Genomic DNA, 25,488 nt, shown 5'->3' with positions numbered 1-25,488 from the left:
TATCGTCCCCCAAATTTCAATATGACGTATTGCAGACCTCAAGTTACTTAAACGCATCATGCGGAAGAACAGCATGCACACCCTTCACGCCATTCACAATTTGGGTGATACGCAGGTCAATTACCGCGCTTCCAAGCGCAATCGCTTCCACTCGATTTAGACCATACAGTTCTCCCATTAGATTGAGCATCCCGTCTAATGCTTGAACCGTAGCCTCATTCAGATCTTCATGAAAACCGAAGGTAATCCAGCTGGATGGCGTATGTGCACGAGGATTGGTCAAAATCATATCATCAATCACGTTGATCGTGACATCCACCACTTCCATTGGACATTCAATGGCCTGACAGCTGACTTCACCATCTCCCTGCCGTGCATGACCATCACCAATCGCGAGATAAGCTCCGTCTACGGGGATAGGTAAGTATAATTTACTTCCCTGCACCAGTTCCTTGCAGTCGATGTTCCCTCCACAATAACGTGGTGGCCAAGTCGTATGAATTCCTCCAGCTTCAGGTGGCATTCCCACGACTCCCATGAACGGCGAGAGAGATACCGTGAAGGGCTTCCCGTTTATTTCACAGGTTCCTCTCATCGTGTGGCGATCAAGTGTCCAATTCAGCGATAGTTCTTCAACCTCTGTTAGATGTAACTTCTGGTTCTGCCAGTTCGGATATCCGCCAGCGGAAGTAAATCCGTAACTCCCGGGTACGATCTCATTGAAAACAATCTCCAACGTCTGTCCTTGCTTCGCCTCTTCGATATAGATCGGACCGATTAATGCATGACCTCCATCTTTTTCACCTTGCCGATCAAAAGGTTTCATGCGTTCCGCATAACTCACACCCGTTCCCCAGCCCGCATCCAGCGTCTGAAAACGAATGGAATCACCAGATTTCAGGCTCAAAATAGGAGTCACCTCTTTGGTAAATGAACCAATCAGATTTTCCTGAGTTAATTCAATCGTATGAGTACTCACTACAATCCCTCCTTGGTTTGGGATACGTATCATATTCAAAGCACGCCACATGCTGCATTCCGTGCCGCCTCCTACAGGCTAAATCCTCTACGCTTCGAGGTTGGCAAGATATTTCTTCAATGGTTCCATATGATGCTGGTCATGCCATATAAAATCTTTAAGGTATTGGGGAATATAAAATACGTTACCCTCTGCGTCCAAATACGTCTGATGAAGCTGTTCTTCCGATAGCCCGCGAATATCATTCATAATTTTATGGCGGTACGTGATCGCCTTATTTACGATTTCGGACGTCTCTGTTCGGTTACCATACTCAATAGCCTTGCGATTAAACTCTTCAAAATTCATATGTTTCAAGGTAACTGCCTGCTTCAGAGCAATCTTCTCAATCGCTTCTCCGTAAAAATATCGATCCCATAACATGATATGACTTACGATTGATTTTATCGTCCACTTCCCTTCTTCCATACTGGAATTCCAGGTCTTCTCATCGAGATGAGTCATCGTTTTGACAAACAACGCCCATTCTTCAAAAGTTTGAAGCAAATCTTCAATCTCTTTGGTCATGATCACATTTCCCCTTCTTTCTTTTTGAAATGATTCACTACTCTATATATTCTCTTCGGTTCCGATTCATCCATCCCAAAGCATAATCAACCATCTCTCTTTGGGGTATCAAATAACTTACAGCTTTCCCTACCATTCCTTCTGTAACAGCGGTAGTCTGGATCTTAAACTCATTAAAAATCAATTCAAAATCATCCGATTCATTGTTAATATCATCATATGTAGTCCATTGTTCAATTCCATCCACCAGCATTTTTACTCCCCAGACTTTTGGCTTAACGAATGTATTCTGCTGTTTATACTCGGCCAGGTGCAAGGAGGTGTTACTATTTGTAGGCGCACCAAGTAACAGAATGTATCCACTCAAATCATAGATTTTTCCTAATGGAGATCTCTCATTTAATGCATAATGCAAGTTGTGATCTTCCGTTATTCGTTTTGCCTCTTTCCCCCAGGCAGCAAAAGACATGTGCGGATGTGAGCTTCGTAACACACCATCTTGCCTCCGAAACACCTCAGGAATGATGCCCATATACGAGGTTGGGGTTAGATCAGGATAATAAATAGGCATATTGTCTTTAATGAACTCAATTTCCTCTGAAGACAGGTTCGCGTCATGCTCTGAAGGTTCACAAAGATGTTCTGTTTGAGTGGGCATGACAATGGTTCCATTGATTCCAACGGCTTCTTCCAGAGCTAAAATAACACTTACCGGGCCGCCTATAACCGTACCTATTGCTTTGAAGGAGGAATGCACGATTACCGTCATGCCCTCCCTTATCCCCATTGACTTTAAATCATTAACTATACTTTTTCTTGTTTGTGACTCCATTGGATTCCTCATTTCACCCTCTAGACAAAAGCGGACAAAGTTGTTTACTTGATATCGATTCCACTAGAGCTTCGTAATATCATCTTTACATATTTTTCAATGGTTCATGATGGGGCTTGAACAGTACTGCAATAATCTTTTCTGCACATTCTTCCGGTGTGTTCATACTTGTATCAATGGAGTAGCTATAGTTAATGTTTTGGGCCATGATTTGATGCTGCTCATCCGATTGCTCTTCTCTTCGATCACCACGTTCAATGTTCCGCTGACGACAGATATCGAGAGGACAGTGCAGTTCCACAATATCCAGTGGATATCCTTCAAAAATCTGTTTGACTTGTTCATAATGCGGCGCGAGCTCTGGTCTTTCCACAAGTATGCCATCGATCAGAACATGCTTTCCATGGTCTGAAAATACTTTTGCCGTATGATACATCATTACAATCGCTTCACTCAGATACTTCCAGTAATTCGTCTGAAGATGTTTATCACCAATCGTATTTTCAAATAAATCATTAGCCACAACATAGAAAAACGGATCATCGTATGATTGCATCGCCTCTACAATTGAAGTTTTACCAGAGCTGGTTACACCGTTCAAAAATATAATTTTGCCTTTTTCCATGATAGTCATCTTCCTTTGTTTAAGTATAATTTTATAAACGTAATACAGCTTGTACTATGTGTGTTTCATTGATTTTTTGAGCAGCATGATCTGGCCAATATGATAGGCATTATGAATACATAGATTTGATACAACTCCCCACCATGGCGCGTTGAAATAGGAAGGGATTTCACGGGTCAATTTATGTTCTTCACTATCTTCAAGTGCCCTGTTCCAATCACCAAAGACGGTTTTCAGTCTATGTAATGTCTTGCCCCACTCCACATCATTCAAGTTAGACGGATCTACGGCAAATGTATCCTCATTATTCACTGAATGCTGTCCGTCGACCTGTTCGGCAATATATCTCTCAAGCCACTTCTCATTCCAGAAAATAAGATGATTGACGATTGCCCAAATGGAGTGCTCCCCCTCATTCTTTACATAAGCGGCCTCCGCCGCATTGAGGTCTGTCAAAATATCATGAAGAGGAATAAACCAGCTCTTGTCATGATAACAGGCGTTTAATTGGTCTATGAGAATAGCTTTGTAACTCATCGTTGCACCTCACTCAGATTAATATAAACATTATCCGTTCATAGACTTCGCAATCTTCATCACAAGATCTTCTGACATGTTTCTGCCAATGATCTCGTATTGCAGCGCCTTCCCATGCACATCCTCTTCGATCCATATCAATTGGGAAGTTTCATTATCGAAAATATAAAATGCTTGGACGCCACGTATGGCTGCTTGCTTAACCGTAGTACCATCATGATCAGGCAATGCGATCCGACTCTTTGTTGTCCCGAAAATGTTAAGTTTATAACCACCATACTCTTTATATGTGATGCTGATGCCCACAACCTTATTATTAGGCTTCAGGTCTCGGATCACTACATTTCTGCCTGACCTGTTACTTTCTTCAATCATTTCATCAATTTCTTGCGGAGTTAAATTATCAAATCCATAAAATACATGAATGGCATCTATATCAGAATCAATCGGAAATTTCTGCTGCCATGGAGAATAAAGTCGTTGCAATTGTTCCAAACCGTCTTCCCATGGAATAGCTGCATAATTGGTCTGTTGCGTGAATTGGTTCTCTGTAACATCTGCGGTATATATCGCCTTCCCTTCACCAGACTTTAAGTCAATGACAATCCGGTCAATCGCATGATCATTGCGTAAGGATTCAATTTGAATTTTTCCAAGCACATCTCCGCTTTTGTTTTTGATATCCATTGATCTTCACTCCTTTCCTTTCAAAACATCTTCCTGATCCTCATACAATAGAAGCTGAGCCCTGCAAAAGATAAAGCGATCATGAGGGCTCCAAATATGCAAATGGTCTGCAAGATATCCTCGTAACCATAACGTGTCGTTTATTCGTCTGAGATAAAAACCTTTTGGAAAATCATTATCCTCCGTAAGAGCTTCAGATGCTATAGTAATGGAGCCGGACGGAGCTTTGTTACCCTCTGAAATATTGGTAGAACATATCTCGGGCTGATCCAAATATTGCATTCTTAGATAAGGTCCTAACTCAACCGGACAACATTCTAACCCAAGATCATTTGCTCTTCGAAAGAGCTCAAAAGTCGTAGCACCATCCGAAAATCCAAGTTGTCTGACGGTTAACTCAACCGTTTGCAAGCTTTGCTTTCTACTGGAGACTATAAATCTCTCATCATTTAATAACTGTTCTCCATATTTATTCAATGAAATAGAGTATTGGTCCAGTTTCTGAATAAGCTGTGGCTTTGTGAAGCCGCCAATGTCTACAGTTCTTATTTCAACTGAACAGTCAGGGTTTACGTTCTCATCTTCAATCAATATCCGAACCCCCTTAATATAGATTAAATTCTATTAGTTCAGTTTATATATCAAATTCTGTAACTCACCTATTTCTGAATCCGTTTACATACACTTCCTAGGTGACTTATAGCAGCAGACCAAGGCTCCTCATTAGAAATTCAATTCACAATCATGGTGTTCCCACACATCAAATAGGTTGCCGTCCAGATCTTCTAACACAAAAAACTTCCCATACTGTCCCTCATCACTAATTGCCCCGACCTTCACATTCTCTAATGTTAAATAGTTATGTAAAACAGCAATATCATCAGTGAAAAATGTAATGACCCATCTCTTTTTCTGATGCACTTCAAATGTCGCTCGTGTTTCATTATCGCTTTGGATCAAGTCCAAAATTGGGCGATCACCTCGAAATAAACTCAAATATCCTTCGCGTTGGTGGCGAATGTTAAATCCAAAATGTTTTACAAACCAGGCGGCTGACACTTCCAAATCTTTCACTGGAATTACATTATAAGCTATGCCTAGGATCCTTCCATTTCCCATATGTTACCTCCATACTTGAGATGTGTATAAGACCTACCACTTCTGCGATGTGATACAAGATTTAATTTGAGCAATATGATGCTGACCGTGCCATACAAATCTTTGAATCGCGATATCCAGTGAAATTGTACCTAACACTTCTGTACGGAGTTTTCGTCTAAACTGATCGGTATGTAAACCATACAACAGCGTGAGAAATCGCTTGTGTAGTATCTCCATCAGCAAAATTGAATCTTCGATGGGTGTGTTCCCGTAATCATGTAAAGATGCCCATAAATCCTCTCGATATGAGCTTGCCATCGGTTCATCTTCAGTCAAGGCTCTCTTAAAGCTGATATAAGCGTTCATGTCATTGTCCGCAAGGTGGTGCACAATCTGTGTGATTGTCCAACCGCCATCACGATAAGGAGTACAGAGTTGATCATCATTGAGATGTTCTGTAGTCTCTCTTAAGGTTTTCGTAATTCCGGGAATTTGACTTATGATGTGGATTCGGTCTTCATTAGAGAATTTAAAAATTGGCTCAAAGTGTCCTATCGGAAAGCGTACATTTTCATCCAAAGTTGACCGCCTCTCCATTTCTCTACTATAGAACCAAATCATATCCAATATAACCCACAATGTTCCATTTGCGAAGTGTAAAAAGCAAAAAAAGCGCCCCGATCTTGGGTCGAATGGTGTTTGTTTAGAACATCACCAACCAAGATAGGAGCGACTTTAAGTGGAATCTATCATAATGCAGAGCTTATGGAGTGTCATAAGGGGTCGTTTTCTCTACAATTTATTGAGGTCTCGTCTGCGGGCCGAGGAAGTAAACTCGATGCGTGAATTTATTGTTCTGATGGATGCCCTTATTCTGAAAATTCAATCAAAAATGGATGGCTTTTCTCATCTAATGCATTTTGAATTCTGTCATAGAAATTCCCCCATGTTATCATTTGCCCAGCTTCTTCTAAAGTAAAGTAGCCCACCTCATCACTTTCATCACTGGTAGTTAAAGCTCCACCAATCGGTTTTCCAGTAAATATATTGTTGCATACGCCGCGCGTTATATTCTGATACAATCCACAAAATTTAATTAATTCAATGTCAATCCCTGTTTCCTCTTTCACTTCTCGAACTGCTGCCTGCCTAATCGTCTCTCCTTCTTCAACACAACCTTGAGGCATTTCCCAACCTCTTCGACCTTTCATGAGTAAAATCTCATTATGTTCATTGAGAACGATTACACTAGCAGAAACGATAAATTTCATTCTAATTCCTCCTATGTTGGTTTAAATAACCACTCTTCCTCCAAAAGCTACAGCTAAATGCCTAGAACTGAAAATTGTTGTTATCTGATTCTACCAACTTCTTTGATAAACTCACAAAATGCTATACCATATCTGAAATAAACATGGCTTTAGTTCCTTCTTCTGGCTTAAATCCAAATAATTCATAGAATTTTTCTGCACTATCATAAGATATAAGCACTTTTGTTTTTATATTAGAATATAGACTAAGCATTTGTTCCATCATTCTCTTTCCAATTCCTAATGATTGATATTCTTTGTGTACTAACATGTAATGAAAATATACTGTCATCACGCCGTCAGACAATGCATTTATTAAGCCAACTAATTTGGTATCATCCCATGCAGTAATAACCGTATGCGAGTTGTTAATTGCTTGTCTAAGATCTTCTGGGAAATCTCCTGATTTCCAGTCCACCGAGTGAAACAGTTCTTGAACTGCCTGTGTATCAATGTCTTTTATTTCTTTGAAAATAATTGTCATAATATTGCTCCTATGCTTGTTTTTTGAATTAGGAGTATTGGATAACCTTTCTTATATCTACGACGTCCCACCGATTTAAAGAGGCGAAGTCGCTGGGCGTGATGCGCTTAGTCGGTGCGGATGTGTACGGCTGATTCCGCTTCCCTGCAGCTACCAAATACTTCTCCCAATCCTTATCTTACTTTGGCCGGACCGAGCTCTGAATGACTCTAAGAGTGAGATGGATCAGACTTCTGCGAATTACTAACCATTATCCATTTTTAGAAGGCCCATCTATGCTCCTCTGGCAAACACTCATCACAAAGTAATTGCCCCTCAACAACAGCTCCGTTATTGAGTTCATCAATATGATTTGGTTTTTCTCTATCAGTCGCCCATGAATTACATTTTGCGCACCTTCCGCAATTCATTGCTTCTGGATCGAGATATACAGAGGAACTGCTCTCCCAATGTAATTTCAAATCTCTCCCTATTGTAATTTCATTTTCTAGTACAGGAGTCAAGTCACCATCAATTTCTTTATATTCTTCGTCAGTTAAGTCAATTAGATAAGCTATATTCACAAGATATGTCTTCTTACTCAATTCTTTCATCCTTTGATTTTCATGGTTTATACGTTCTTCTGGCCTTTCACATAACGTTCGTGCATTCACGACGCCTCAACGTATCTAAGGTCGGCAGACCGAGTTGCTCTTCCACTTAGCCACTGCAGGGTTGATCGCCTGACACCGCTTCCTGGTTCCTTACCTTCTGGCGACCCAAGGAACGTATAGGTCCGATGGGTGAAAACAATGTTTCCTGCTGTTGTCGACATCATCGAGTTACATTCTAAAGCTCTTATCCGTTGTAGACATCAAGTAGATATTTGGCTTGGTTTCTAATAATAAGGTTTTTATAGTGTCTTCATCATTTAGTATAATCTTTAATATTTCCTTTGTATTATATTTTTCTATTTCCATTCCAACCACATTTTCAAAACTAAGATCATAGATAGAGCTATTATTCACCTTAACATGTAACGATAAAGTTCCATAAGCTGGTTGAAGCAAACATACTAGAGTAACATCATTCCTTTCCAGTGAAAAGAACAAATTATTATAATACCATGGCACTTCTTCATCAAAAATTTTAGGTTCTGACTCGAATAATTCGACTAATTCATAGTCTTTGGGAAATGGGTTCACTTCTTTAAAGTTCCTTTCACAATAGCTTTTATATTGTTCTGAATGTATTCCCAGTAATTGCAGATAACGTTACTGTATGCACGCGACCAATTGGAGCGACCGCGATGCGGTTAATCGGTACGAATGTGTCCGCTGGATACACTTCCCTGCTATTTCCCTTCGGCAGACCGAGGAGCCTTTAGGCGCCGAAACACGGATATGATGTTAGAAACTCCCTAGACCTATGGCCTCAAAGTCCTTAATAAGTCCTTTTGCTTCCCCAATATTATTTAATCCTCATTGAGCATAATCTTTCGCGTCCCTATCACTACCTAGAAATTTATGCGTTCGTGCAATTAACAAAACCAACCTTGAATCAAGTGGAGCTCCAAAATCTTTAATCTTCTTAGATCTAGCTATTATCTCGGCCAATGATATTGATGTAATCACCCTAGGATCATTAAATTGCGAAAAATAACTCATTCCTTGATCCAAAAATAACTGTGTCATTTCATCTATAGTAACTATTGCATCCTCGTCTGTTTCTCCGTATTGAAACCATCTTTCACGCTCCACTGTAAAAAATCTCTTAAACCAATTTGCTTTTTTATCAAGACGTTTTCTGAATTCACAATCATAGGTCGTGATTTCATTCGAAGACTTAAATTCACCAATAGAATTCGGGAGAAAATCTAGATGTACCCCCATCTCCATAACACAAGATCCACCGGTTTTATCTGCCTGAATCACCAGAGTGTAAATAAAGTGATTATCAGTTGTCTTAACAAAATGATGATCGGTTCCCATAAACCCAACCTCATGTAGTTTTGGAGCAAAATACACCCTAATTACCTTTCTAAAATCTTTAGTATTCACGTTTTCATATCCTTTGTGAGATTTTCGATAACGTTGTTTTATTCACAAACCCGAGAGGTTAAAGAGCACCAGCGACTGGGTCGAAGACCTAGCATCGTAGGAGTTGTCTGTCTGATACGAGTTCCACGAAATATCTCTAACTGACCAAGGGGCATTAGCCCCTGCAGCGTGGTTAATTTGCTATCGGATGTTTTAGTCCCATTGAGCAACCTACAAGTTCTTTCCATATTCATTAAGTACTTTATTTACAAATTCGGTCTTCCCATCCGTATAAGACTGACGATTTTCTCTATATTTAATAGCAAGTTCTTTCTTTAGATTGGCATATTCGACTACAAATTCGGGATTGCTAATTAATGCATCTCTGAAGGATATATGTCTTAATAACTCTTTGCTCTCTTTATTACAAACATATAAATGATGTTCAGGTTTCTGTACTTTTACTATACTATAAGGAACATTTTCATCTTTTCTTGCAAAAGCTTCTCTGTTCTCAACACCCAAATTTCCTTCATGATAGTAACCTAAACTTTCTAATCCTTGAATTACATCTGGAAGCAAGTCCATAGAATCAATTACTACATCAATATCTAAAATAGGTTTTGCCACTAGTCCCGGTACTGCGGTACTACCAACGTGCTCAATTCTAAGTACTAGATCCCCGAGTCTATGTTCTATGATGGATTTTAGATCAGAAAACATTTCAGGCCATTCATTGTTGTAATCTTCAATAATTATTGTTTTTTCACTCATCCTTGAGATGCCCTCCCAAAAAATAAAAATTTACGAATATTTCCGATAACATTCCTGTATCTACGAACCTGAGAGGCGTAAGATATATCGCACCGGGTCCGACGGATTTAACCTCGCTGGGCTGTCGCTGATTAGTCCGAATTAACCCACAATGATTATTTAAAGAATGTGTCCCAGACCATTTCTCCGAATCTACTTTTGGGACCGAGGGCGGATGCCCGATGTTCGAACACTTTGCTAGCTGATGTTGATGGCACCATTGAATTCACCCTGGGGAACTTTCAATAAAATCTTTCTTTAGAATCGAGAATATCAAAGTATCTGTAAGTGTCTCACCAAATATAAAATCCCGAAGCAGCCCCTCTTGCACAAATCCCACCTTTAATAAAAGTTGTACAGATGCATTATTTTCAGGCATTACTTTAGCTTGTATCCGATTCATATCAAGTACATTAAATGCATACGGAATAATGGTTCTGAGCACTTCAGTCATTATTCCTTTACTCCAATACTCTCTGGACAGGTTGTAGGATACATTAGCCATGGATGCTCTAACGAAATCGTTCAATATACATGTTCCAATAATTTTATCATCATCTTTGGTGGCGATTCCCCAAGTTATCATTTCTTTTCTAGAGAATGCGTTTTCAAATCTTGTAATTGTCTTTGCAGCGGTCTCAATATTTTTGGACCCTGAATATCCCCAATATTTTGTTACTTCATAATCCGAGAAATAACTGTAATATTCCTTCGCATCCTCAGAACGTAATTCTCTCAATATAAATCTTTCAGTTTCAAGCTTAGGAAAAGTAATAAATGCATCTTTAAATGACATAATGTTCCTCCGACTTGTATTTTTTTATACTACATCAATTTCAGCTAACGTTCTTGTATCCATGACCCTCCCACCGACTTAAGAGAACAATTGGAGCGACTGCGATGCGGCTAGTCGGACGGATGAGTCTGTAGATCTCAATTCAACAAAGTTATCAAACTTCTCCTTAGAGATTAGACCTGCTTCTCGAATAATTCTTATTGCAATCTCTTTTGCGGTTTGAATAATCTTACGATCCATTACGCACCTCATATTAATTTTGATTTTAACTGATTTCTTTTGAATTTCATGTGTTTGGATCATTCCAATTCCGATTTTCTCTGTTTAATTCACCTCTTTTAAATCACTTCTAACTTCTGCCGCAGCGAGGGTAGCCCGATGCATGAACATTGTGTTATGTGGAGTCAGTCATTTCGTTGATTACTTACAAATTGATTTTAGAAATCTTTCTTAAAATTATTCTTATAACTTCTTCTGTTTCTTTATTATCTGTGTCAATATGTTCTTGAAATTTAATATCTTTGAATGCAAGTACACCCGCATTTGTTTGCTCCTGATACCAAAAATCAAATTTGTCTCCACGTTTTTCAATTCGTTTTTTGATCGTCTCTTCAGATGCTAAGAGGCAAAAATGAAAAGTATCTCGATCGATACTTCTAAATCCATTTAATATGTAATTGAAATTTTCGGACTTATAAATGGTCATTGGAACAATAAGATGTTTCTTATACCTATTCATTAATTCTTGAGCTGTCTGTACTACAAGTATTCTCCATAGTGCTATATCCTGAAAATCATCCGTTCGTTCCTCTTCAAAGTAGATCTCTTCTGTTAAGATCTTTCTCAACATATATCCAATTTCTTCAGGATCATAAATCATGCTATTAGGTATTAGAGGCTGCAGCTTTTGAGAAGTCGAGGTTTTGCCGGATCCAAATGAACCATTAATCATAATAATCAAATGATCACTCCTTCTGGTTTAGTTTTACATCGTGTACTTGACTGAGCTGGGACATCCGGTTAAGCGAAGTCGTTGCTCTCCATAATTACCTTTACATACTCATCCCAATCCTTACCGTCTGTATTGATTTCGATTGTTGGCACTCTTGAAATTTGAGCTTGATGTCTTAATACATTTTGGATTTTTAATAATTCACTTACCGACGATCTTACTTCTTCTTCTGTTTTATAGATCCATTCTTCGGGTTGTCTGCTTTTAATTCTTTCTTCTACAACTTCGGGCGAGATTGTAAGCAAAATACACCTGGCGTTTAAAGACTCCAGCTGTTCTTCTATTTTATTTATCTCATCCAAATCCGAATCTGCAAATGCAGCTCGATGATTTAAGTGAAACCTCTCCAGAACATAAAATAGTCCCCTTGATCCTCTAGATGCAGGACCTAGTTGAATTGCCCAATCGTTAAGTTTCTTTAGCATTTCAACTCTCTCTTTAAGTAACGCAATGTGCTCCTCTCGCGTTAGACTCACATATTCTCCATGTTTATTGTTCAAAATTTGAGAATAATGTTCTCCAAGAATAACTACGCTCCGTTCCGCTGAATCTTCTTGTGATTGATATCGTTTAATTGCTTTTAAGACTGATGTCTTCCCGGCATTGGAATACCCTTCAAGAATTACACCTCTAATATGCATTTAATTCTCCTCTCATAACCATTATTTTACCTAAGGTTCCTGTAATCATAACGTTCAACATTAGTTGAACGGTTTTGATGAAGCGCTTCCAAAAAATAGGTGTAGCAGACCAAGGCCCCGTTGGGAGCCGCTGCTTGAATACTATATTATACGACGAAACCGCCTCTCATCGTGACCAGTATCGTCAAAATGTTGTTGTTAGCCAGAGGAAGTTCTGGAAGCAGCCAATCTAATTAAGGCATTCTCAAAATAGTCATATACTTCATCTGCAATTTCCAGAAACTCTTCAACAGATACATCGCTATCCAAGTAACAAGCATACAGATACTCAACTAAAGCGCCGTCAATCGAGCAATAGTTTATTATGGCATCCTTCATCTTTATGATTTCATCTTCCCAAACCCCTGTATCTTCTAAAACCAAAGAGTATAATGCACGAATTAATCTCTTAGAGTAACCTTTAATATATCTAGTTTTCATTGAGTGATCACTAGCAGTAGAAAGTGAACGACGTACACGATCTACTTCTTCCTTGGTCTCTATATTTAAGTCTAAAATAAATTGTGGAGAAATTATGATCGGTGCTACTTTTTCACCAATATCCTCCCCATATATGCAAACACAAATGATCTTAACCCAAAAACCCCAATCGTTCGGTCTACTTAATACATCATCAATCGAGCAAATGATCGTATCCATCTTAGTGACGAATGGATATTCTTCCAAAAGCCTGTCTTTGATCTTTGACAATCTTTCGTAATCAATATCTTCTGGATTTGCACATACAATCGTAAAGTCTGCATCTGACTTAAAAGGTGTAGCTGTTCCTTTTGGAATCGAGCCACACATATAAATGCTATGAATTTTATCTTTGAATTCGTTAAGGATATGATCCACATACTTATCAACCAAATCCTTATATTCACTTTGTATGGTAATTTTATTTATAACTTTTTCTAATTTCATATAGATTCCTCCTAAAATAAGAACTTCTTTCGGCTAACGTCGTTGTATTCACGACGTCCCACCACCTTATGCCCGAAGGGCAGCCGCAATGCGGTTAGGTGGTCCCGATGCAGCCGAATATACTTCCCCGCTACTGAGCTGTCTCTGCGAATAACATCGTACTTCTGCCGGACCGAGGGCCAAATGGACCGAAGCTTGGATATGGTGTTATACGCCTACCCTTGTCCTCTTGAGTGACTATCATATTGTTCTTTATTCATTCTATTACGTTGTAATTATCAATGTGTTGATCTTTAAATACGGTTTTATTGTTCGTTACTGCATCTATCAATCTTTCTACTGTAAAATTTGAAATCGGTCTTGGTAAATTATCAATATCAAAAAATCCATATTCATCTATTTCTTTATTATCAACTTCTATGCGACCAACATATCCATCTGACTTAAAAGTATAAATGTACCCATTCCGATGAGACATAAAATAGATACCTGATAAATCCATTTCATTGACTTCAATATTGACTTCTTCCTTCAGTTCTCTTCTTGCACCATCCCACACTGATTCACCTTCTTCTACTACTCCGCCTGGTACAGACCATTGTTTCTTTCCATATGTTTGATGAACCAATAGCACTCTATTATGCTCATCAATAATGATAATTCCCGAGGCATCATGGGATCGCTTCATTTTATACCTCTTTCCTTTTTATTTACTCTAGCAAGGGTTGTGTAACGTTGTTGTATTCACGAACCCGAGAGACTTAAGGAGCGACTGGGTCGAAGAGTTAGCCTCACAGGAGTTGTCTGCTGGATACTACTTCCTCGAGCAGACCAAGGGGCGTAGTCCCAGCGTGAATACGGTGTAAGCAAGATTTCAGGGGCTTCTTCGATTCAATGTGCTTGGTTCATTATGATTGAGATATATTCTTCATCTTTAAGCCTTGTCACCTTACAGTTCTCATTGCATTCAAATTCTACTATTCTCTCTTCAATTGTTTTATTAGTACGATCTTTAAATATGTCCTCTCGATCATAGTGAGGAAAAATAAGCTTGTCAGTTACGCCTAATGCCTTAAAATCCGTTAAATTCATTGTGTTCATCTGAGGAGTAAAAAAATCGACAATGTTAATATTCGGCCCCAGTAATAACGTTCCTGCACTTACTCCAACTATAATTACATTTTGTGCGGCCAGTGTTTTAATAATTTCATCAGCACCACTTTTCTTAGCGTAATACAATAATGTAAATGGATTTCCACCATTGATATATATAATATCTCTATGTAAGAGGATTTGGGGATCATCAAATTCAATATCTACAAAATTGATATGCCGAAATCCCATGTCCTTAAACTCTTGCAATGCTCTTTGTGCATATCTATTCGTTTCTTTTGAAGGGGATGCTGTTGTAATAATTGAGACTTTTAATTGAGAGATATCACCATCAATAAACTCCAGAAATTGATTTTTAATATCTTCAGTATAAAAACCACATGAGGTTAGTAACAAGCTACTCATTGAAATCCCCGTCCTTAACTAATAGTTTATCCTACTGATTATATTCTTATGTAAGGTACATCAGAGGATATAATGTCAACAATATGATTTAATCCAGCAACTCCATAATGTTTATATGGACCTGGGTATTCATTTGATGCAAATGTCGCTAATCTAATGTAATCTAAATATCTGGATCTCTTGAAAGTTCTGAATATCTCCCCTTCAAACTCTTCATATTCATCTCTTAATGTGTAACTTTCATTCGTTATTGAAAATCCTATATAAGAATCAAATTCAATTTCAATTAGCGGAAATCTTTCATCGTCCTGGTTAATCAATGACCCACCTTCACCATCAATTAATTCAGAATAATTTTGTTCATTTGATTCTCTATGGATTCTAAAACATAAAATTAGCTTCATTCCTTCTACTTCTTTATAGTCAACTAAATCAGCATGAATCAGATTTTTTAAATGTGCGTACTTCACCGATGAACCCCCCTTCTCTGAAATACCTCCGAGTGAACCAAGGGCCGAATGTCCCAATGAGTGAATATGTTGTTATAAGCTCTACCGACTTCTTCGATCCACATCTACATTCTCATTTCATTGTACTCTACAAAATTGTTATTTTTCTTTATGGTCATTTGCTGCCTCTTGAATCTCTTCATTTCTAGAGTTAATTCCTAATTCAATTCCCCAATCTAGTAATTTTGGAATTGCCTCTGAAAGTAGATCTAACAATCTACGATACTCCCATTCATCGTCAAGACAAATTGCTGTTTTAGATAATACATTCACATTGATCCTCAATTGGCACTTAGATCTCATGCAGGTGCCTTCTTTGAAACTACAAACAAACAAATATTCTTTAATACAATCTCTTCTCGTAACTTTCTTGTAGTCCTTTCCTGATTACTTCTATTGTAAATTCAGTTGAATTTACATGATCTGATAGTATTGTTGGAATTAACGGTAGTGTATCCCCTTCTGGCCAAGACTTGCTTTCCCATACCCCCGACCGCTTAAATGCTTTTGCACAATGAATAAAGCATTCTTCAACTTTTACTCCAATTCCTAAGGTCGGTTTTTTACCTTTAGCTTTCATCAGATCTAGAATTTTTTCATCTTTAATCACAAAAGCTTGTCCATTAATCCTCAGCGTTTCTTCTAGTCCGGGGATGATAAATATAATACCTACTCTTGGGTTCGATAAGATATTTCTTAGTGAATCAATTCTACGATTACCTGGTCTTTCTGGAATAACTAAATGCTTCTCATCTATAACTATCACTGATCCAGGTGCATCTCCTCGTGGAGATACATCGCAAAATCCTTGCTCATCCGATGTAGCTAAAAATAATAAGGGTGACAAAGAAATGAAGTTTCGACAATGGATATCTAAATACTTTATAACTTTCTTCTTTACAAGTTCACTTGGATAACCTAGGAGATCTCTAATTTCATCTTCTGAAGTCAAGATTTCTTTAAAGGGATTGTTCATATGGTATCCTCAGTTCTTATTGTTTTATATAATATTAAATAATTATTGAACAGTTTTCAGATAACGTTCCTGTATTCATGTCGTCCCACCGACTTAAGTGACCAACGGGAGCGGCCGCGATGCGGTTAGTCGGTGCAGATGTGTCCGCCTAATTCAGCTCTGATGCTTATATCCTTCGGGCGGACCGAGGAGCCGCCAGACAACGATGCGCGGATATAATGTTAGATTAAGTTACCAGACTACTCCGAAATTACCCACGGAACGATCCCTTCGAATTCAATTTGTAATATTGGCTCTGGAAATCCATCACACACTAAATTTATCTCATTCGTAAATCCAAATCTGAAGTTATCGATTTTATATAAATCTTTGTCTAATGAAGTTATTGTTCCTGATTCATCATTTTCGTTCCATACATCAGGTCCACTAATCAATCTACCAACTATATGAAAGAACCCACCATATAAATGGGTTCCATCTGAATTATCACAGTACTCAGATACTTCTCCTTCTTTTCTTGGATCTATTCCTAAACTATCAAAAAAGGTTACAACATCCTTCGGTAGGAATGGAATTGCCTCAACAAAGTTCTTACAATTTAAACAATCGCACCCCTCAGTAATTAAATGATAAGATTTATAGAACTCTTTGGTTTTATTAAAATCATATTCAATTATCCATTTGTCTATTCGAATCCTTTTCATGGGTTCACATCACTTTACTCTGGTAATTTCATCTAACATTGTTGTATTCCTGACTTTCAAGTAGCTTACCGTAGGAACGGGTCAGTAGACTTAGCTGATTGAATGTCGCCTTAATCAACTTTCTCCGATATCCCTCTTGGGACCGAGAAGTAAGTGCGACGTTCTATGAATGTACTGTTAAATTAACCTTGAGTTACCTACAAAATCTTTCTAAAATTACAGCAACACCGTTTTCATCATTATTAACGGTTATTTCATCAGCAATTTCCTTCAATTCCCTAATCGCATTCCCCATAGCAATAGAATATCCCGCCTTTTCAAAGAGGCCTACATCATTATGATCGTCACCAAACACAATGACAGAATTCAATTCTACATTATATAATTCACAGAGTTTAGTAACTGCCAGTTCCTTTGATGCCAGAAGAGGCATGATTTGTACTAGTTTATTATTATCCGTAATTAGTATATTCACTCTACCCTGGAATTTTTCAATCAATCCCGAACTGTAATTATTGCCAGAAAGGAGTATCTTCGTAGCGTCATATTGTTTTAATTCTTCTAAAGGTTTTACCATGGGGTTTGATTGTGTGTTCATTGAGCTAATATAATCAAGCTCTCTTAAACTAAACCACTCATCCTTAACTTCCATAGTCAGTTCAATTTGAGGGTCATACTTCAAACAGTAATCAAGAATTTCTGTAGTTACATTAGCAGGAATTGATTCATTAATTTCTATCTTGGTTTCCTTACATATCACTTGAGCTCCGTTATAAAATACAAAAGCCCCGATATCTACTAATCCTTGTGGAAGCAACCAATTAACCGCCCTGGGCGGTCGAGCAGTTGCAAATATTATTCTCATTCCTTTCTGATAACAAGATAAGACCGCATCTATGTTTCTCTTAGAAACTTCTTTTTTTGAATCTAATAATGTTCCGTCCAAGTCAAGAACTACAGTTGAATACTTCAATGAATCAACTCCATTCTTGCTAACTCTCGATCCTGAGTTATTGTGCTTCCGACTAGTAGTTCATTTAAGAGCATTGGCGAACCGTGGAACCAAGGCTTACTGTAGTCCCATTCTTTCATAATTATCACCTTCAATTAGGTTTTATTATCTTTCTTCTTTATACTTGTTCTTCAATTTCTCGTTTTGGCTAGACCAAGGAACCACAAGGTTCTAATATTCAAATTTGAGCTGAAGTGAATCACAAATTGGTTTATAGCCTATCTTTTGATAGATCTTATTTGAAGTGGAATTTGCTAAGTCTGTATATAAGACGCATTTAGTAAATCCTTTATCCAATGCAAGTTGGCTTATTTGCGCCACAATTGAAGTAGCGTAACCCTTTTTACGCTCATATGGAGGTGTATATACGAATGCCACACCAATAGCCGTCTCCATTTCCCTTGTATATCCTGCCATAGAAACGGGGATCCCGTTGTCGTCCTCTAAAATATAGAGTTTTTTCGATGCTATTCTGTAGAGGTAAGGCTCTGGATCTTGCGGGATAGACATTTCTGTTTTGCCATAACTCGCCGCCGCAGAAAATGCTTCAGCCCAGTATGGAAAAAAGTGAATATCTCTCTCATTTAGCAATCGAACTCTACCAATTTTTTGGATGTATGGGTTTACTGCTGTAAGTTCATATATACGTTGGCTCATGGTTGTTTCAAGAGCGATTCCCTTGCGCAAGGTGTATTCTTTGGCAAAATACTCTGCCAAGTTTTTTTCAGTTGTCACACCTGGAATTTCATGGTCCTTTAGCCCTTCTATCAAACAGCTTATAGCCTCTGGGTTAATTACGTTGTCTGTTGCATAAAGTGTAACATTGTGTGGAGGTGTCATTAATGCGGTAAGTTGTATGCCTGTAGCATCCGAAATAGTTACCATAAGCCAATTTACAGGGTCACGCCAGTCTGTTTTGTCTTTTCCTTCATGTCCGATTATGATATTACCAAGAGGAATCATATTTTGTGCCTCATGACGCATCAGCACTTCATAAGTGTCTCTGTAAAACTCATGCACATCCGTATACAATTTAAATTGCATCGAAATCCCTCCTATTATCTGTTCAAGGTTTCCCAGATTTCTCGTAAAACCATTCTTCCTTCCGATTTGCTTATTGGAAAACAGGTGAATTATAATCGTAAAATGATTAACTATCTTTCATTTTTTCCATTTTAATTTCACGCAATAATAAGAATAAAGGCAATCCAAATGAAACTCCAACGGTTAATGTTCCAATGATCGGTATCCACTTATGCTTTACGCCAGTTCGCTTTCCTTCATATAAAATAAACCCAATTAAAACAACTGCTGAGATTATTATATCCAACCAAGCAAATGCACTAATTCGATTCTCTGTTGCTTCATATAATAGGATCTTCAGATTAAATCCGTTCTCACTAATCCAAGGAATAAACTCCATGTAAGGAATTATTATTCCCAGAATGGTTAAGAACCCATAGAAATATTTCAAGCCTCTCACCTCAACAATTTTTAGTTATAATAGATTTCAATGGTCTTTAACGATCTTTACTGGTATTTCAGTTGTTTCCGTGTTCATGAACCCACAGAGGTTTTCTTCTGAAATCCCTCTTCGAAATCCATCCGCAGACCAGGGCTGAAGGACCGCTGCTTGAATATCATGTTAGGCGATGTCGGCCTGATCTCCATCTCAAAATTAATCCCTAGTCCACGTTGCTCGGGTATATCCGATTCTCATACCTACTCTTTCCATATTCCGATGGCTTTGCGAGCCATATGAGCACTGACTAACAACGAGATTACAATTTTTGTAGGCATCATGAATTCGTCTAAGTAATAGATTTGTTTGAAATCCTTTATTTCGATATTCCGGCAGTGTTGTCGCAAATGTTAATGAAGCAACATTGTCCTCTATATACATCACAGCTACTGCAACTGGCTTCCCCTGATCCAATCCCAGATAATAGTGCCATCCCGGACGGGAAAACAATACTCGGTTATTTGCTGCTACGTGTGCTTTCCCATCAAGAGATAATCCTGTACCTAAACAATGAATTTCTGCATATGTATCGAACTCATATTCGTGTAGTTCACGAATTTCCAGCTTCTGATTATCTAGTGAGTTTAGATTCCCAGGTTCACAAAAAAGCGTTGTATGAAATCCTGTTTGATAAAATCCTTTATTATGGAGCGTTTTCATAACTTTTTGATCTATCTTACCGGGGATGACTTGAACCTCAAATTTCCGCTCCCGCTCATTATAAAAGTCTAAGATATCTTCAATGACTCCTTCAGAAATTCTGCCCTTAACATTATTAAATAGACCCCAGGGCATGGTTTTACTATAAAACGCTGTGCTCTCTGCGAATCGTTTAATTTCAATTCCCTCAGGATTTCCTTCTCGTTCTCTAATTGCAGTCATTCGATCAACCATATAATTAATTTCAGATTTTTCTAACCTATCCGCTAGTTCAAAATTCATTATCATTCAATTTTCTCCCTTCCTTAATTTGCATATCTTTATGGAATTACTCCTGGGTAATTTCAATTAACGTTCCTGCATTCATGAACCCCGAAGGGGTTGTCTGCTGAAATTTCTCCTCGAAATCCATACCGGACCAAGGCACCGAAGGAGCCGATGCTTGAATATATTGTTATAAGATGTTGGCTCCTTTCTTGAATTACTCACAAGAACTATAAATTAAATTTATCTTTAATTAATCTTGCGACTTCATCTGCACTTAAATTTGTATTATTGATTCTCAAATAGTTCTCTCTAGTAATTTCTCCCTCTTTAGAATTGAGTCTATGATTTTCCATCGTTTTGATTAAGTCCATTTCAGAATGTTCAATATTTCTTTTTGTTGGTTTTTGCTCAAGTCTAAACACTGTTGTATTTCGCTTTAATCTTTCTTCTAAATTTGTCTCTAATTCAACAAAGTAAATTTCTGCTCCTTTCGATTCAAACATGTTACATGTTTGCTTGACGAATTCCCAGTCCTCCTTAAGATCAAAGCCCCAAACATAAGTAAAAATAAGTCCGTACTGGTTGCTGCTTGCAAACGATTCAAAAAGCTCTCTTCTTACGATATTTGATAACCTCCAAGTTTCACTACCAAAACCAAAAAAGGGATGAAACAGCTCGATCGACATGTGATTGTGAAACAATTTCAATTCCGTAATTTTCGTTAATTCATGACCAACCGTCATCTTCCCTACGGCCTGTGGGCCAAAGATCAGTATGAACTTCATAGCTATCCCCCCGTTCTTAATATCTTGCGCCATATTCTTATAACGATTATGTATTCACGAACCAGCGTATGCTGGGTATCTGGCGACTGCCGGATCAAGGGCGCATGACCACAGCGTGAATATATTGTTATGTGACGTACCATTCTGCTAGAATAACATTCAGCTTTTCTCAGTCCAATTTAATCCAGTTCCTCCATTCTCCTTCACTTATTTTTTGTTCTTTTATAAATGTCTTCAAAAGATTCTCTATTTCATCCATCGATTTTTCATACCCTAATGCATTTAATCGTTGAAGCAAACTAAGTTCCATCATTCCTTGATTTGTGATATTTATAAGGGTTGAATGATTATTTAGTTTTTCTATTTTTGTTAACGTGTTTGGACTGAATAACCGCTCTTCCACTGGTCCCAAGTTAGAAGCTCTTCTCTTATAGCGGTTATACAGCCCAAGATCAGTATGGAGTAAAAGGCTTAAATCTCTTCTTTATCAGTAATCTCTACTCTGAAATTTATAATGATTTCTCCTTTATGTTTCCTTTTGTTGTGTTAAATAACGTTTATGTATTCAATGAACCCCACAGGAGTTTTGCTGAATTGCCTCTCTGAATTCTTCCCGCAGACCAAGGCTCCAGCGGAGCCGCTGCTTGAATATTATGTTATATGGGGTACCGTGTTTCTTGAATTTACTTATAAATGATCGCTTCTGTACTCACTTATGTGCTCTTCTAATGTCTCTCTTGCTTCTTCATATGCTCTAATTACTTCATCCACTTCGTTCTTTAATTCCTTATGCTCTTTCCAATATTCTTTCCCTACCTTGAGTACTGAACAAAATAAATCGCCTGTATACAAGTCCCCTGATCTTAATGGGTTCTGTATTAATCTCTCCAAGGCTAGAGGTAAAAGAAAAGTTAGACTCATTCGTTGCCCAATCAACAGTCTTAAATCTTCATCATTCAAATCACGAAGAGGTTTCTTTCTTAATTTATGCACTTGAATCACTAATGAAGAAACAAAATTCGGTTCACTCCAATATTCCCCTTCAAGCTCTTCAAGGTTTTTGGCTTGATCTATTTGAAGCATGGTTTCACCCTCTCCTCTTCTTTGAATTCTCCTTGTGGACCGAGGGTCACATGGCCAGGAGCGTGAATATAATATTATCTGAGGCCCATGCCTTCTTGAGATATGTTCATTAATTTTATTTAGTTCGTTGAACTTCCTTAATAATTGGTTCAGAAACGGATACAACATCCACGATATGGTTAAGACATGCGATGCCATAATGCTTAAAGGGACCTGGGTAATCCTCAGAAGCAAATGTTCCTACTTTAATAAAGTCTAAGTATCTAGATTTACTGTAAATCCTAAAGATCTTACCCTCAAATTCTTCATAATCATCCCATGAAGTGTAACTTTCATTTCGAATTGAATATCCAATGTAAAATTCAAAATCAATTTGTAATAGGGGTAATGTTTCATCTACATCAATCGAATACGTATCTTTAATTTCAATTTTTTCAATTGTTATCGTTTCAGGAGTTTCACTAGTTTTACTTCGACTTAAGAGTAATCTAAGGGTGTTCTCCTCAGGTTCATATATTTGATCGAGATAAATATTCTTTACATTGAACAACTCAGAATACTCCAAATGACTCACTTCCTTTATTATCTTTATCGCATATGCATCAGTTTCACCTAACGTTCCTGTATCCACGACGTCCCACCGACTTAAGTCCCCGCCAAGGGACGGCTGTGATGAGGTTAGTTAGTACAGATGTGTCGCCTGATTCCACTCCGAAATCCCTCTTGAAGACGGACGAGCGTCAGCGACGAAGCAAAAATGCATTGTTATACGCTGCCTCTTCTTCTTCGATTCCATATACTTATATGTCTTGTGTGTTTTATGTCTTTATATGTCTTTACGTGTTTTAACTTTTGGTTCTCTCTTTTGCTCCTATCAAATCCGTTTACGCCTCACCATTCGGGACTTAATCCTTAATATAGAATACATGCTGAACGCATAATCATAATTTAAGAAGATTGTTGTCCTCCCTTTAATTCGCAATAGACAAATATGTATTAATGACATGCACCATACCAAAAAGTACTGTTGGTACAATAGCCAGAAAATTTTGAATCCAAATCTCAGCTAATATAAAATATACGACTGGGAGAACGGACATCCCCAAAAAAATAATCGAGTTTGCGTTGCCTGTAAAATAAAATATCCATAGCCCATAATAAAAAATCAACATTATTGCCATACCAATTATATACGGACATCGCATTTCAGATGCTTGTTTTCTAACAACAAATATTAGAAGAAAGAAAAATATCGCCTGACTTCCGTGCTCCAAAACATCCAAAATCAAATGGCTGTTTGCATGGTTTCCTAATATATCTAACGCCGGAATTAAAAAATAAAATATATTGGGTATCATGGGCAATAAAAAGATGATCAGACCCTTCCATGAAAAACCAAAATGATAATTCATTTGATCCTCTCTTTTCCATAATAGAAATATTCTTTGGTTTACACTTTATTATGAATCCGCTTCTCTGGTATCCCTCTTGATGACTAAGGAGAAAGTTTTTTCCTTAATTGATGTACTTGGGTCACTGATGAGGATGCATAATTCAGTTCGTCCCAATATTCGTTCTCAAGCACTTCAATGGTCTGCGTCTGGGTTCGATTGACCGGTTGCATGGCTTCACCCTCTTAAAGAGATGGTTTCCGCTATGCCACCTAACGTTCTGATATTCACGAAAGCCCAATCCTTAGATAACTCTTACCTTAGGCTTGGGCGTTTGTTGACTGTGTTTCCTCCATAATTATACATCTGTCAACCAAGGGGCGATAGCCCCGCTGCGTGAATACAATGTTAGATAATTAATTGGCCTTCTTCGATTTTGCTATTCCTAATATTCAACGTTTAAGTGAGAAATACAATTATATAATTGACAATCCCATCTGAATGGGTCTTTATTTAAAATTGTTACCGATGTATTATGGAGTTGTTCTTCTGTATCAATGTGCGGAATTAGTTTCTTTAAAGTCAGTCCAATTAGTGCTCCATGACTTATTATCAATATTTTTTTGTCGGGGTGTCTTTCAGAAATGTCCATTAGGCATTCCATTCCTCTTGTGATTATCTCAGCATTTGATTCTATACCAAGATCTAGTTTGGACCATCCGTATCCCCACTTACTAACTCTATCTTGTTCAGTTGTTCCCTCAATAAGACCGCAGTTCATTTCTCTTAATCGTGGATCAGTTATCACTTCAACATTCTTAATCCTTCCTATCATTTCTGCTGTTTCGAGTGCTCTTGATAAGTCACTTGAATAAATATAATCCCACTCCTCGTTCTCCATTCTCTTAGAAAGTAGTTCAGCTTGTCTTCGTCCCTCATCATTCAAAGGTATATCGACTTGTCCCTGTGCCCTGTATTCATAATTCCAATCTGTTAGTCCATGTCTTATAAGTCCTATCAATGTCATACTTGTTCCTCTTTCATTTCATTTTATGTTTTTAAGATACTGCCGATCTTTCACCTAAAGTTCCTGTATTCACGCCCCAGCGTATGCTGGATGTCCGGCGAACGCCGAATCAAGGACGTATGCCCGCAGCGTGAATATTATGTTATAGGATGTCAGCCACTTCTATGAATCTCCTACAAATCATGCTTTCCAGCCAAGTTCCATTCTAAAAAATGGTTTATGTCACTTATTGCATCTATAATTGTCCCTCTATGTTCTTCGTTATTCTTCAATTCTTGTAATATCACTGGCTTTACTATTCTTTTATTAAGCTCTCCTTTGGTTCGTGCAACATGAGCTAATCCCAGTATTGCATTTGCTCTAACATGAGGATGAGAATGTTCGGCTAATTTCAAACACAGATTCTGAGCAGCCCTCCAATTGGGATGATACATTCCCACCGATAGCGATACCAAAATCAGCTCTTCCAACACCTGTCGTTCTAGTATTTCTTTAATCTCCTCTTCGTTGTACTCTCTGATTTCCTCGTATTTACGCTCCATTTAATTCTCCTAAATGTTTGTTTGGACTTTGGCAGATTTCCTATAACGTTCCTGTATTCATGAACCCCACAGGGGTTGTCTGCTGAAATTCCCCTTTGAAATCCCTCCCGCAGACCAAGGCTCC

The 25,488-nt window shown here is 38.0% G+C and carries 37 protein-coding genes; all 37 read right to left on the bottom strand.

The window, feature by feature from the left end:
- Window positions 1-43: 43 nt before the first annotated feature.
- Complete coding sequence (locus ACE3K2_RS08010; protein WP_421888769.1) at window positions 44-979, bottom strand: acetamidase/formamidase family protein; 936 nt, start codon at window positions 977-979, stop codon at window positions 44-46.
- 87 nt (window positions 980-1,066) lie between these two features.
- Entirely contained in the window at window positions 1,067-1,546 is a 480-nt protein-coding gene (locus ACE3K2_RS08005; RefSeq protein ID WP_421888767.1) for a DinB family protein, read from the bottom strand.
- Between the two features lie 37 nt (window positions 1,547-1,583).
- The gene (locus tag ACE3K2_RS08000) at window positions 1,584-2,378 is read right to left on the bottom strand and encodes an aminoglycoside N(3)-acetyltransferase (RefSeq protein ID WP_421888765.1); all 795 of its coding nucleotides are present in this window, start codon (window positions 2,376-2,378) and stop codon (window positions 1,584-1,586) included.
- Window positions 2,379-2,463: 85 nt separating this feature from the next.
- Complete coding sequence (locus ACE3K2_RS07995; RefSeq protein ID WP_421888763.1) at window positions 2,464-3,003, bottom strand: phosphotransferase-like protein; 540 nt, start codon at window positions 3,001-3,003, stop codon at window positions 2,464-2,466.
- Between the two features lie 54 nt (window positions 3,004-3,057).
- A complete protein-coding gene (locus tag ACE3K2_RS07990; RefSeq protein WP_421888761.1) occupies window positions 3,058-3,540 on the bottom strand; it encodes a DinB family protein in 483 nt (160 codons plus the stop codon).
- Window positions 3,541-3,570: 30 nt separating this feature from the next.
- The gene (locus ACE3K2_RS07985; protein ID WP_421888759.1) at window positions 3,571-4,227 is read right to left on the bottom strand and encodes a DUF4367 domain-containing protein; all 657 of its coding nucleotides are present in this window, start codon (window positions 4,225-4,227) and stop codon (window positions 3,571-3,573) included.
- 6 nt (window positions 4,228-4,233) lie between these two features.
- Window positions 4,234-4,815: a helicase gene (locus ACE3K2_RS07980; RefSeq protein WP_421891067.1), complete on the bottom strand. Its 582-nt coding sequence runs from the start codon at window positions 4,813-4,815 to the stop codon at window positions 4,234-4,236.
- Window positions 4,816-4,950: 135 nt separating this feature from the next.
- Window positions 4,951-5,346 (bottom strand): VOC family protein, encoded by a 396-nt coding sequence (locus tag ACE3K2_RS07975; RefSeq protein ID WP_421888757.1) that lies wholly within the window; start codon window positions 5,344-5,346, stop codon window positions 4,951-4,953.
- Window positions 5,347-5,379: 33 nt separating this feature from the next.
- Window positions 5,380-5,907, bottom strand: coding sequence for a YfiT family bacillithiol transferase (locus tag ACE3K2_RS07970; RefSeq protein ID WP_421888755.1), 528 nt, complete (start codon window positions 5,905-5,907; stop codon window positions 5,380-5,382).
- A gap of 290 nt (window positions 5,908-6,197) precedes the next feature.
- The gene (locus tag ACE3K2_RS07965) at window positions 6,198-6,599 is read right to left on the bottom strand and encodes an NUDIX hydrolase (protein WP_421888753.1); all 402 of its coding nucleotides are present in this window, start codon (window positions 6,597-6,599) and stop codon (window positions 6,198-6,200) included.
- Between the two features lie 121 nt (window positions 6,600-6,720).
- Window positions 6,721-7,122 carry a GNAT family N-acetyltransferase gene (locus ACE3K2_RS07960; protein WP_421888751.1) on the bottom strand — a complete coding sequence of 134 codons (402 nt, stop codon included), beginning with the start codon at window positions 7,120-7,122 and terminating at the stop codon, window positions 6,721-6,723.
- A 260-nt stretch (window positions 7,123-7,382) separates the two neighbouring features.
- Window positions 7,383-7,706, bottom strand: a complete 324-nt coding sequence (locus ACE3K2_RS07955) for a hypothetical protein (protein ID WP_421888749.1) — start codon at window positions 7,704-7,706, stop codon at window positions 7,383-7,385.
- A 237-nt stretch (window positions 7,707-7,943) separates the two neighbouring features.
- Complete coding sequence (locus tag ACE3K2_RS07950) at window positions 7,944-8,306, bottom strand: hypothetical protein (protein WP_421888748.1); 363 nt, start codon at window positions 8,304-8,306, stop codon at window positions 7,944-7,946.
- A gap of 276 nt (window positions 8,307-8,582) precedes the next feature.
- The gene (locus ACE3K2_RS07945; protein ID WP_421888746.1) at window positions 8,583-9,161 is read right to left on the bottom strand and encodes a DUF4304 domain-containing protein; all 579 of its coding nucleotides are present in this window, start codon (window positions 9,159-9,161) and stop codon (window positions 8,583-8,585) included.
- 210 nt (window positions 9,162-9,371) lie between these two features.
- Entirely contained in the window at window positions 9,372-9,914 is a 543-nt protein-coding gene (locus ACE3K2_RS07940; protein WP_421888744.1) for a GrpB family protein, read from the bottom strand.
- A gap of 265 nt (window positions 9,915-10,179) precedes the next feature.
- Window positions 10,180-10,749, bottom strand: a complete 570-nt coding sequence (locus ACE3K2_RS07935) for a GNAT family N-acetyltransferase (protein ID WP_421888742.1) — start codon at window positions 10,747-10,749, stop codon at window positions 10,180-10,182.
- A 424-nt stretch (window positions 10,750-11,173) separates the two neighbouring features.
- Window positions 11,174-11,701: an AAA family ATPase gene (locus ACE3K2_RS07930; protein ID WP_338594913.1), complete on the bottom strand. Its 528-nt coding sequence runs from the start codon at window positions 11,699-11,701 to the stop codon at window positions 11,174-11,176.
- A gap of 68 nt (window positions 11,702-11,769) precedes the next feature.
- Complete coding sequence (locus tag ACE3K2_RS07925) at window positions 11,770-12,402, bottom strand: hypothetical protein (RefSeq protein ID WP_421888740.1); 633 nt, start codon at window positions 12,400-12,402, stop codon at window positions 11,770-11,772.
- A 198-nt stretch (window positions 12,403-12,600) separates the two neighbouring features.
- A complete protein-coding gene (locus ACE3K2_RS07920) occupies window positions 12,601-13,368 on the bottom strand; it encodes a nucleotidyltransferase domain-containing protein (RefSeq protein ID WP_421888738.1) in 768 nt (255 codons plus the stop codon).
- A 256-nt stretch (window positions 13,369-13,624) separates the two neighbouring features.
- Window positions 13,625-14,056, bottom strand: coding sequence for an NUDIX domain-containing protein (locus ACE3K2_RS07915; protein ID WP_421888736.1), 432 nt, complete (start codon window positions 14,054-14,056; stop codon window positions 13,625-13,627).
- 203 nt (window positions 14,057-14,259) lie between these two features.
- The gene (locus tag ACE3K2_RS07910; protein WP_421888734.1) at window positions 14,260-14,886 is read right to left on the bottom strand and encodes a Type 1 glutamine amidotransferase-like domain-containing protein; all 627 of its coding nucleotides are present in this window, start codon (window positions 14,884-14,886) and stop codon (window positions 14,260-14,262) included.
- Window positions 14,887-14,924: 38 nt separating this feature from the next.
- The gene (locus tag ACE3K2_RS07905) at window positions 14,925-15,356 is read right to left on the bottom strand and encodes a hypothetical protein (protein WP_421888732.1); all 432 of its coding nucleotides are present in this window, start codon (window positions 15,354-15,356) and stop codon (window positions 14,925-14,927) included.
- A 138-nt stretch (window positions 15,357-15,494) separates the two neighbouring features.
- Window positions 15,495-15,668: a hypothetical protein gene (locus tag ACE3K2_RS07900; protein ID WP_421888730.1), complete on the bottom strand. Its 174-nt coding sequence runs from the start codon at window positions 15,666-15,668 to the stop codon at window positions 15,495-15,497.
- Between the two features lie 70 nt (window positions 15,669-15,738).
- Entirely contained in the window at window positions 15,739-16,371 is a 633-nt protein-coding gene (locus ACE3K2_RS07895; protein ID WP_421888728.1) for a pyridoxamine 5'-phosphate oxidase family protein, read from the bottom strand.
- A 239-nt stretch (window positions 16,372-16,610) separates the two neighbouring features.
- The gene (locus tag ACE3K2_RS07890) at window positions 16,611-17,075 is read right to left on the bottom strand and encodes a hypothetical protein (protein WP_421888726.1); all 465 of its coding nucleotides are present in this window, start codon (window positions 17,073-17,075) and stop codon (window positions 16,611-16,613) included.
- Window positions 17,076-17,268: 193 nt separating this feature from the next.
- Window positions 17,269-18,048, bottom strand: a complete 780-nt coding sequence (locus ACE3K2_RS07885; protein WP_421888724.1) for a Cof-type HAD-IIB family hydrolase — start codon at window positions 18,046-18,048, stop codon at window positions 17,269-17,271.
- A gap of 210 nt (window positions 18,049-18,258) precedes the next feature.
- The gene (locus ACE3K2_RS07880) at window positions 18,259-19,131 is read right to left on the bottom strand and encodes a GNAT family N-acetyltransferase (protein ID WP_421888722.1); all 873 of its coding nucleotides are present in this window, start codon (window positions 19,129-19,131) and stop codon (window positions 18,259-18,261) included.
- Window positions 19,132-19,237: 106 nt separating this feature from the next.
- The gene (locus tag ACE3K2_RS07875) at window positions 19,238-19,561 is read right to left on the bottom strand and encodes a DUF2834 domain-containing protein (protein ID WP_421888720.1); all 324 of its coding nucleotides are present in this window, start codon (window positions 19,559-19,561) and stop codon (window positions 19,238-19,240) included.
- A gap of 204 nt (window positions 19,562-19,765) precedes the next feature.
- The gene (locus ACE3K2_RS07870; RefSeq protein ID WP_421888718.1) at window positions 19,766-20,557 is read right to left on the bottom strand and encodes a GNAT family N-acetyltransferase; all 792 of its coding nucleotides are present in this window, start codon (window positions 20,555-20,557) and stop codon (window positions 19,766-19,768) included.
- A 206-nt stretch (window positions 20,558-20,763) separates the two neighbouring features.
- Window positions 20,764-21,321, bottom strand: coding sequence for a shikimate kinase (locus tag ACE3K2_RS07865; protein ID WP_421888716.1), 558 nt, complete (start codon window positions 21,319-21,321; stop codon window positions 20,764-20,766).
- Between the two features lie 169 nt (window positions 21,322-21,490).
- Entirely contained in the window at window positions 21,491-21,733 is a 243-nt protein-coding gene (locus ACE3K2_RS07860) for a hypothetical protein (protein ID WP_421888714.1), read from the bottom strand.
- Between the two features lie 275 nt (window positions 21,734-22,008).
- Complete coding sequence (locus ACE3K2_RS07855) at window positions 22,009-22,404, bottom strand: contact-dependent growth inhibition system immunity protein (RefSeq protein ID WP_421888712.1); 396 nt, start codon at window positions 22,402-22,404, stop codon at window positions 22,009-22,011.
- A gap of 115 nt (window positions 22,405-22,519) precedes the next feature.
- A complete protein-coding gene (locus ACE3K2_RS07850; protein WP_421891064.1) occupies window positions 22,520-22,969 on the bottom strand; it encodes a hypothetical protein in 450 nt (149 codons plus the stop codon).
- Between the two features lie 406 nt (window positions 22,970-23,375).
- The gene (locus ACE3K2_RS07845; protein ID WP_421888710.1) at window positions 23,376-23,816 is read right to left on the bottom strand and encodes a hypothetical protein; all 441 of its coding nucleotides are present in this window, start codon (window positions 23,814-23,816) and stop codon (window positions 23,376-23,378) included.
- 83 nt (window positions 23,817-23,899) lie between these two features.
- The gene (locus ACE3K2_RS07840) at window positions 23,900-24,028 is read right to left on the bottom strand and encodes a hypothetical protein (RefSeq protein WP_421888708.1); all 129 of its coding nucleotides are present in this window, start codon (window positions 24,026-24,028) and stop codon (window positions 23,900-23,902) included.
- Between the two features lie 212 nt (window positions 24,029-24,240).
- Window positions 24,241-24,822: a histidine phosphatase family protein gene (locus ACE3K2_RS07835; RefSeq protein WP_421888706.1), complete on the bottom strand. Its 582-nt coding sequence runs from the start codon at window positions 24,820-24,822 to the stop codon at window positions 24,241-24,243.
- A 173-nt stretch (window positions 24,823-24,995) separates the two neighbouring features.
- Window positions 24,996-25,364, bottom strand: a complete 369-nt coding sequence (locus tag ACE3K2_RS07830) for a hypothetical protein (RefSeq protein WP_421888704.1) — start codon at window positions 25,362-25,364, stop codon at window positions 24,996-24,998.
- Between the last annotated feature and the right edge of the window lie 124 nt (window positions 25,365-25,488).

The sequence above is a fragment of the Paenibacillus sp. genome (assembly GCF_048976745.1).
Classification (GTDB): domain Bacteria; phylum Bacillota; class Bacilli; order Paenibacillales; family Paenibacillaceae; genus Paenibacillus.
This window is presented reverse-complemented; position numbering and strand designations above follow the sequence as displayed.